Annotated in this window: 10 protein-coding genes and 1 pseudogene; 2 read left to right on the plus strand and 9 right to left on the minus strand. The window is 52.4% G+C overall.

Annotated elements, in window-relative coordinates:
* Together ACQRD3_RS13010 and ACQRD3_RS13015 are read left to right on the plus strand one after the other, a co-directional pair.
* On the plus strand, window positions 1-399 hold a 399-nt coding region (locus ACQRD3_RS13010), incomplete at its 5' end, for a hypothetical protein (RefSeq protein ID WP_427781676.1).
* 271 nt (window positions 400-670) lie between these two features.
* Window positions 671-1,645 (plus strand): hypothetical protein, encoded by a 975-nt coding sequence (locus ACQRD3_RS13015; RefSeq protein WP_427781677.1) that lies wholly within the window; start codon window positions 671-673, stop codon window positions 1,643-1,645.
* A 138-nt stretch (window positions 1,646-1,783) separates the two neighbouring features.
* Here ACQRD3_RS13015 and ACQRD3_RS13020 read toward each other — a convergent pair.
* The 9 genes and pseudogenes from ACQRD3_RS13020 to ACQRD3_RS13060 form a co-directional block, all read right to left on the minus strand.
* Window positions 1,784-2,961 (minus strand): annotated as a pseudogene (locus ACQRD3_RS13020) (IS256 family transposase).
* A gap of 347 nt (window positions 2,962-3,308) precedes the next feature.
* Entirely contained in the window at window positions 3,309-3,599 is a 291-nt protein-coding gene (locus ACQRD3_RS13025) for a phage holin family protein (protein WP_427781678.1), read from the minus strand.
* Between the two features lies 1 nt (window position 3,600).
* Window positions 3,601-3,873 (minus strand): hypothetical protein, encoded by a 273-nt coding sequence (locus tag ACQRD3_RS13030; protein WP_427781679.1) that lies wholly within the window; start codon window positions 3,871-3,873, stop codon window positions 3,601-3,603.
* Between the two features lie 252 nt (window positions 3,874-4,125).
* Window positions 4,126-5,499, minus strand: a complete 1,374-nt coding sequence (locus ACQRD3_RS13035; RefSeq protein ID WP_427781680.1) for a tape measure protein — start codon at window positions 5,497-5,499, stop codon at window positions 4,126-4,128.
* Between the two features lie 195 nt (window positions 5,500-5,694).
* Window positions 5,695-5,823: a hypothetical protein gene (locus ACQRD3_RS13040; RefSeq protein WP_427781681.1), complete on the minus strand. Its 129-nt coding sequence runs from the start codon at window positions 5,821-5,823 to the stop codon at window positions 5,695-5,697.
* 29 nt (window positions 5,824-5,852) lie between these two features.
* Window positions 5,853-6,230 (minus strand): phage tail assembly chaperone, encoded by a 378-nt coding sequence (locus tag ACQRD3_RS13045; RefSeq protein ID WP_080907822.1) that lies wholly within the window; start codon window positions 6,228-6,230, stop codon window positions 5,853-5,855.
* A 375-nt stretch (window positions 6,231-6,605) separates the two neighbouring features.
* A complete protein-coding gene (locus tag ACQRD3_RS13050; protein ID WP_427781682.1) occupies window positions 6,606-6,941 on the minus strand; it encodes a phage tail tube protein in 336 nt (111 codons plus the stop codon).
* A 162-nt stretch (window positions 6,942-7,103) separates the two neighbouring features.
* Window positions 7,104-7,454 carry an AAA family ATPase gene (locus ACQRD3_RS13055; protein ID WP_427781684.1) on the minus strand — a complete coding sequence of 117 codons (351 nt, stop codon included), beginning with the start codon at window positions 7,452-7,454 and terminating at the stop codon, window positions 7,104-7,106.
* Window positions 7,406-7,675, minus strand: coding sequence for a hypothetical protein (locus ACQRD3_RS13060; protein WP_427781683.1), 270 nt, complete (start codon window positions 7,673-7,675; stop codon window positions 7,406-7,408). Before ACQRD3_RS13060 ends, ACQRD3_RS13055 begins: the two co-directional genes overlap by 49 nt.
* Between the last annotated feature and the right edge of the window lie 269 nt (window positions 7,676-7,944).

The raw sequence follows: 7,944 nt of genomic DNA on the forward strand, positions 1-7,944 counted from the left end.
GCCTTTGCATTTTGGGGTTGGCTAATCTATGAGTTAGTTATCCAATTGTCCGATAAAGACTTTTCTAATAATACTGTTATCCAAGCACTAATTACTTTGATAATAACAGTATTCATCGGTGGCTATTTCTCTAAGTGGCTGGAGATTCGAAACGCCAAAAAACTTGAGCTGTATAAAATTCAGACATCTATCTCTCTGAAACTGATTGATCTTGCCAGCGCCGCAATACATTCTCCTGATAATAGTCAGATTTCAGATATGCTCATTTGTGAATCAGCCAAAGTAAAGCTCTACTTTCCTGATAGCGTATTAAAAGCGTTGAACCTTTTTTTCAAAGCAGATAACAAAATAAGCTATTATGATCCTTTGATAGATGAACTTCGCAAAAACATCAAATAGGAGATACTGACTATCCGTACCCGAATACCATTTTTGCGTTTGTGATTTTCTGAAACCCTTAAATGACACTCGGACCATTTTATGATAATCCGAACTACATTATCCAAGTGGGTAATGTGTTCGGATTTATCATTTCTATTGAGAATATCCTCTGATTCATGAGGGGCGGGAACACCATCTTTGGTATTCCCGCCCTTGTAATTTAGTTGTAACATGGTATTATTGCTATTGTAAGTTGCGCCCTTGATTTCCAGAAAGGCGGTATCAAACCATGCCAACATTAAAGATAAACAGTATGTTGCCGTCTAATGAGCAGTTTACAGTGCGGATTGATGGTGTTCCCTGCAAGGGAGATTTTATACCTGTGCAGAAGTCTTTTCATATACAAATAGAGCAGTTTCGGGGAAGTGCCTCCAATGTGTATATGAAGAAACATTTCATCTCTTTGCTATCTGTTTTTATTGCTGGAGGGCGATATTCTGCGGGGGCTGAATTGGCTTCTCCTTACCGTGCTGTCTGGAATGCGGATTGTGACTTGATTGGAGACGGTGAGATTACAATTTGGCTGCGTGACCAAGGTCAAGATGTAAACTTTGAAATACAAGGGAAAAACATCACATTTACTAATCTTCTCAGCGAAACAACTGTAACGAGAGCAGAAAAACTGCGTTGGCTTTTGGGAATGCTTCCCTTCTTAATGCTCATTTCTGTACCGTTTTTGTTGCTCCCATGTTTAATGTTGGCAGTGGAGTTCTCCAGTGGAGACGATTTCCCAAAAGCCGTAGAATATATTATAAAAGGGATTTTTATTTTCCTGCCACTTTCAGCACTTATCTATGTGTGGGGAAGTTTTATCCAAAAAATCACTTTGAATGCGAAGGGCATAGGAAAGGATATTTCTGTTAGCCGTCATAATAAAATCAAATTCCTGACGGCGCTGCAAATTATGACTCTTTTTTTATTTTCCGCCACTGCTTTTTGTGAGGCAATCGCGCTGTTTGTTTTTCATTGCGGCGAATTTGTTTTTGCAGCCTTTCTTGCCACCGTCGTCCTAATTATCCATTTAATCATTACAACCAATATGTTGGAAACGTTGGAGAGAACCGGAGTTGTACCAAAGGAAGTCTACCGCAAAATAGAAAAAATCAAAAAGTTAAAAACTGCCGTTTTGCTGGCCTATGCCGCTATATTTGCGGTCACGATAATTTTTTATCTATGTTGGGCCCATTGGCTTAAGCATTTATAGGATATTAAGGCGGGAGCACCATTGAGATGTTCCCGCTTTGTGTTATGCCTGTTTCTGTTGTTCAACCTCCCGCTGTTTCTTCCAGGCAGTGTCAACAGTTTTGCGCAAATTGGTTTGCAGGCTCTGGAATGAATGAAGTCAGCCAGCAATGGAGGTGTCCTCAGCGGCAGCCTCCAGGTGCTTCATATTCATGTACTTTTTGTTGCCCCACTGGGTGCCGGCCACATGGCGCAACCGGGCACAGACCAGCATCAGAGCAGAGTTACCGTCCGGGAAACTGCCCACCACACGGGTGCGGCGGCGGATCTTCCGGTTCAGCCTCTCAATGACATTGTTGGTGCGGATGCCAGTCCAGTGTTCGCTGGGAAAATCGCAGTAGGTAAGAGTCTCTTCTATACCATCCTCTACCTTCTTGGCCGCTTCCTTCAGTTTCATGGAATGGAGTTCCTCCACCACAGCCTTAGCCTTTTCTCTGGTGGCTCTTTTGCTCTCCTGCGCATGGATCGCCTTGAGCATCTTGCCACCAGCCACACCTTGGAGCGAGGTATCACAGAGAACACATTGCGGTAAAAGTGGACGGTGCAACGCTGGTACTTTGCTTCGGGGAACACTTCTCCCACGGCTTCCAGCATGCCAAGGCACTTGTCTCCAACCACCAGTTTGACTCCGTCCAGCCCACGGCCACGCAGCCATTGAAAGAAACTAATCCAGCTGCCCTTGTCTTCTTTCATGCCCTCGGCTGCACCAAGAACCTCGCGGTAGCCATCCTCGTTCACCGCAATGGCTACATTTTCAAACTCTCCGCCCCAGTTTCGGCGCACGTAGATGCCATCTACGTAGACATACGGGTACCGTCCACCTTGCAAAGGGCGATTGCGCCAATCTTCAATATGGACATACGCTTTCTTGTTTAGCTCGCTGATGGTGGAGGGAGAGACCTTGCTGCCCCACAGAGCTTCTGTAATGTCCTCCACGCGCCGGACGGATACACCTGCCAGGTACATCTCAATGAGCGCCTCTTCCACACTGCTTTCACGACGGCGATACCGATCAATGATAGCAGTCTCAAAGGAGATTCCCTTGAGTTTGGGTACCTTGAGGGTAACGTTCCCGGAAGTGGTGGCGAGGTTGCGGTTGTAGTGCCCGCTGCGGTAGCCCTGGCGCTGCTCACTACGCTCGTACCGGGCCGCCTGGGTCAGTTTCTCCGCCTCGGCTTCCAGCAGCTCATTGAGAGTTTCCTCTACGCTGCCTCGAACCAGCTCCTTGAGCTGCCCCTTGATTACTTCCTCGTTTAGCTGTACAATCTTCTCGGACATGGTTTGCTGTCTCCTTTCAGAATGGTGTGTCGCAACTTCATTCTACCAGAGATCTGCAAACCATGTCTTTTTGTTTTTGCGAAACTTATTGTACTTTATCGACTACAAATTTTAAGAACATAAATTAGCGTTTTTGAATCAAAAATGCTAACGAAAATGCTAACAAAAAACGACACCCCCACCACTCTTTTACAGGTGATGGGGGCAGTGCTTGACCTATTCCGTTTTCCCAGCCGTCTCATCCACCTTATCCTGCAATGCCGCGATAGCCTTCTTGAGCCACTCGGGCACCGATGCGCCCATGGCTCCCACATTCTCCACGAGCTGCCCGCCTCGGTGAGGATGTATCAGAACACCACCAGGGGGCAGAGGAACACAGTGTAAGGAAAAGGAAGGGTCACGCTGGGCAGATTGGCTAGGATACCGGCCATCACCACGGCGGCGATGCACCCGGCCTTGTGCCAGATACCCTTTCTTGCCTTCTGAGACGACCATTCGCCGCTCTTGATTGCCGCTCCGGAACCCGTGATGTAGTCGATTGTCATGAACAATATCCACGCCACGATGATCCATCCGAACCAGCCCCAGATGGCGGTAAGGGCCGCGCAGCACGCCGCTACCCACGCCTTGAGATCCATATCACCACTTTCCCTCCCTTCGTCTCAGCATGGCCCAAACCTCCGCCCGTGTGGCCGCTTCCGTGGGTCTGCTCCCGTCGGTCGTGATCCCCCGGGCCACGGCCCACTTCTGGTCCTCCTGATACCAGGGCACCTCCTCCACCGGCACAGTCTTGTACGCCACGACCAGGTAGTCGCAGATGCCCCTGCACTCGGCTTCCGTCAGCTTCTCCCGGTAAGCGCTGTCCTTCAGGAGCGCCGTGTCCTCCCGTTTGGTATGGAAGCCGTGCTCCACGATGACCGCCGGTGAGCGTGTACCTATCCTTCCGGGTCAGCGTGACCTCAATGCCGCAGCGGGTCAGGACCTTCTCCATTCGCCGCGCCAGGTCCAGCGCAAACCCCGCCTCGTGATAAGAGCCGTCCCACCGCAGGATGTCCACACACCCGGCATTGTGGAGCGCCTCCATGGCCTCGTCGCCGGTCATGGGCGTGTCTTTGGTCGCCAGGAGGGTCACCACGTCCCCGGTGGGCGTCAGGCCGGTGTAGGTCAGGCCGTTGCGGGGATATGGGGTGACAGCGCCCCGCTTGCCGCCGATGTAACCAGCATTGGCGCAGGCGGCGTAGTCCCACACCGCGTCACTCTTGCCGCCGGTGGTGAGTCGCCCGTCAGTCGCCCGTCCCTGTCGATGCAGATGCCGGGATAGTTGTACTTCTCGTACTCCCACTTCCCCCGGAGCATCGCCCCACCGTTCTGGTGGTCCCAGTATTTCACGCCGTACTTCGGCTGATCGGCCAGGGAGAACAGAAACATGTCGTACATGGTCCCCTGATCCACCCCGTAGGCGTCGGAGAGCATCTCCACCGCGCCCACGCCCCGGTCGTTGAGGATATTGAGGTATTCCAGGGTGGCCTTGTCGCTGGACTTCATGCGCCCCAGCGCGGTGGACACCATGGTCATGTCTCCGGTGGACATCCCCAGGGCCGCGCCGGCGTCGCCCACCGTCCGCAGCACCGGGAGGATGCTGTCCGCCGTGTAGCCGTAGGTGGCCAGGGTCTTGGACATGGCGGTCAGATCGTTATAGAGGAACGGCGTGGTGTTGGCCATCTCCACCAGGCCGCCCAGATACTTTTTTGCCGTATCCCCGCTTTTGAACATGGTGGAGAAGGAAACCAGATCAGTCTCCCGCCCGGCGGCAATGGAGGACCCGGAGGCAATGTCGCTTTCCCGCTGGGAGATCTGTCCCTCTACGGCGGCCTGCACATAGCTCTTGAAGGCGTCGTCCTTCTTGGAAAACACCTGGGACGCGCCGGTGGCCAGACCCGTCGCGCCGCCAATGGCCGCGCCGATGGCGGTTCCGAAGGTCGTCCCGGTCATGGCCCCGATGCCCGCGCCGGAAGCCGCGCCGGACAAGATCGAGGAAACCACCGTCCCGGCAGACGATGTGAACGCGCTCCCAATGAGGGTGTTCCCGATCTGCTGCGCGGCCTGGGACAGCATCTGCCCCGCCCCCATCGACGCCACGGCGCTGACGATCCCCTTCATCCCGGAGGAGCCGCCCACCGTGGTCTCCATCTTCCTCCAGGCTCCGCCCGTTTTCTCCATCTGCCGCTGGGCCGCCGCCGCCCCCTTCGTGACCAGGGCAAGGTTCTGCTGCGCCGTGGTAAATTTGGCCTGCGCCATCTCCACCTTGAGCCGGTCCGCCTCATCCCCCGTGGCGGCGTACTGCTTCTCCAGCGCCTTCAGCTCGGAACGGGCCTCATCGGTCTTGACCTTCAGGTCGTATTTGTTTTTCTGGAGATTCCTGAGGGTTTTCTCCATCTGCTCGGCGTCCTTGGAAAAGCTCTTGGTCACGGACGCCATGCTCTTGACCGCGCTGGAGTAGCGGTCCTGGGCCGTAATGACGATAGACGCCTCCGGCATATTGCTCACCTCACTTGACTTTCGTTTGGAGCGTTGTATAATAAAATAAAAAAGGAGAGATCCTAATGGACGACGAATCCGAAAAAAGCTTTAAGATCGTGTTGATCGTCACGATGATTATTCTCACTCTCCTAGGCCTTCCGATGCTCATCTCCATTTTGTGACCCAGCGCCCCGCCCGCACGGCGGGGCTTTTTCATGTCCTTTTTTGCCTTGTCTCGCTCTCGTAAGACGCCAGCGCCCAGAGGAGGTCCTTCTCCCCGGCGGTCAGGCGGTACACCGCCGCCGGGGAGAAGGGCTTCCCCTCCCGGAACAGATAGAACATCAGCTCCAGATCCGGGTCGCCGCCGTCCCTCAGACGTTTTTTAGCTTCTGGATGGTCTCCCCCCGGTAGCCGGACAGGCGCTCCACCTCCCGGGACAGATCCTCGATCTCACCGGGCAGCAGCAGGGCCTTCAGCGTCTCCGCCGGGGTGGCTCCTCCATACCGCTCCTTCAGCTCGGACGCCTTGGGGTCCGGGTCCACGAGCCCGGAGAGCAGGATGGACAGCGCGGCGTCCTCCTTGAGCTCCTTGATCTCCTGCACCCGCCCGTAGGGCAGGGCCCGGAGGGTGAACACCACGTCCTCCCCCGCCAGCCGGGACAGGCGCTTGACCTTTACTTTGCACTCAGGCAGCTCCTTTGCCACATTGGGCAGCTCTGGCCGCAGCAAAATATCCAACAGTTTACTCATATCCGGTTTCCTTTCCGGGGCGCAAAAAAGCGCCCCCGTCCTGTCATGCTTGACAAAACGGAGGCGTTTGGTATAATGACGGTAGAAGGGCGCTGTTGTACGACGGTCAGCCCCAAAAACCGCTTAACAGGTAAAACCCGTTAACCGCTCGGTGGCCGCCGGGCGGTTAACACGCTTTTATGGAGAGTATGTAGGCCAAAACAGCCAAACACACGCAAACCCTCAGAAACTGCTTTCCTCGGTGCCCCACAATCGCATCACCTCCCTTCTCAGGGAAGTGGCTGACCGCCATGTTACAACAGCGCCGCCATCATTTTACCTGCCGCGCCGCGTTTTGTCAATCGCCGCCCTTTTGGGGCGGCTTTTTCATTTCCCTCAGACCGTTACCATGTCCAGATACTCGAAGTCGGTGAAGGTGAAGGGGACCTCCACCTTGCCCACGCTCTTGGCCTCCCAGTCGGCCAGGGTCAGGTCGTCGAAGCTCACGTTGTAGAGGGCCACACGCTCCGCGCCGTAGGCGTCCGGGTCCGCCAGCTTGGAGAGGATGGTGAACCGGGGGTCCTTGCCCGCCCGGATCTGCTTCCCCAGCAGCTGGCCCATCCGGGAGGTGGCCTTGTGCATCCGCAGGCTGCCGGTCCCGCTGATCCCCATGACCTTCTTGTCCCCGGCCATCTGTCCGCACAGGGCCACGTTCTCCTTGTCGTAGGACATTTTGAGCCGTAGGAATGACCGGATTGAGTGTATTGGCAATATCAGGACTTATTTCCTTAAGTTTTTCCAATGTACGAGTGGAAACTTCTCTCAATTTCCCTTCAACAGTTGTAGCTACACCATCTAATATCCGCTGCAATTCTTCATCTGGAAGTATTTCTTTCACAGCTTCCTTGAGAAGGTCTTGTACTTCACACTATCGCCATCACTATTCTTTCTATCTGATTGGAACAAAGAGTATAGCGGTAAATATTTTTGCAATTTTTCCCAAATAGATTTGGTATCTCCCTTTGTAACGTCAATATCGATGACTGACATTCTTAAGTCTTCATTATAATATTGCCATATAGCGGATCGCATCACAGCGTTTCTCGTTTTATCAGCACAGGGGATTTGCTTTGTATCTATTATCCGGCGTAATTCATTATCTTTTTTTAAGAGTAAGTCGGCACAATCTGGATTTGTTAGATGAAAGGCTCTGATAAATACCTTGCGCTTCCGCCATTTGGGTATTTTTTTATAATTTCAAGTAGACCATCCGCATTTAAGAGATGTTCGCCTAAAAGTGTAGTTTCATTTGTTGCGTCAATAACAATCCTATCTGGGAGTTCCGAAAAGCAAACTGCGATATTTATTTCATTCTCCTGATTTGCTTGTGCGCCAACGTTTACGTCCTCTCTGTCCAGTTTTACAACACCTTTTCCGTCATTAAAAAATATATCTAAGGCATCCATAATACTAGACTTTCCAATATCGTTTTTTTCCAACAAATGCAGTGAATTCATCAAAATTTACTGATATTTCGCCACAATATCCACGAGAATTTTTAATTCTGAGACTTTTTATTTTCATTCCAAACTCCTTATTTCATGAATAAAAATATCCTAAGTCAAGAACACGCTCTTCAATCAAGTCCTCAAACCATAACCACCGCACCCCACCCAAAATCAAAGGAGTCGGGCAAGCACCCCTGGGGCTTGTCCGCCTTGATGACCGTCGAGCA

The sequence above is a fragment of the Candidatus Pseudoscillospira sp. SGI.172 genome (assembly GCF_050313575.1).
Classification (GTDB): Bacteria; Bacillota; Clostridia; order Oscillospirales; family Oscillospiraceae; genus Vermiculatibacterium.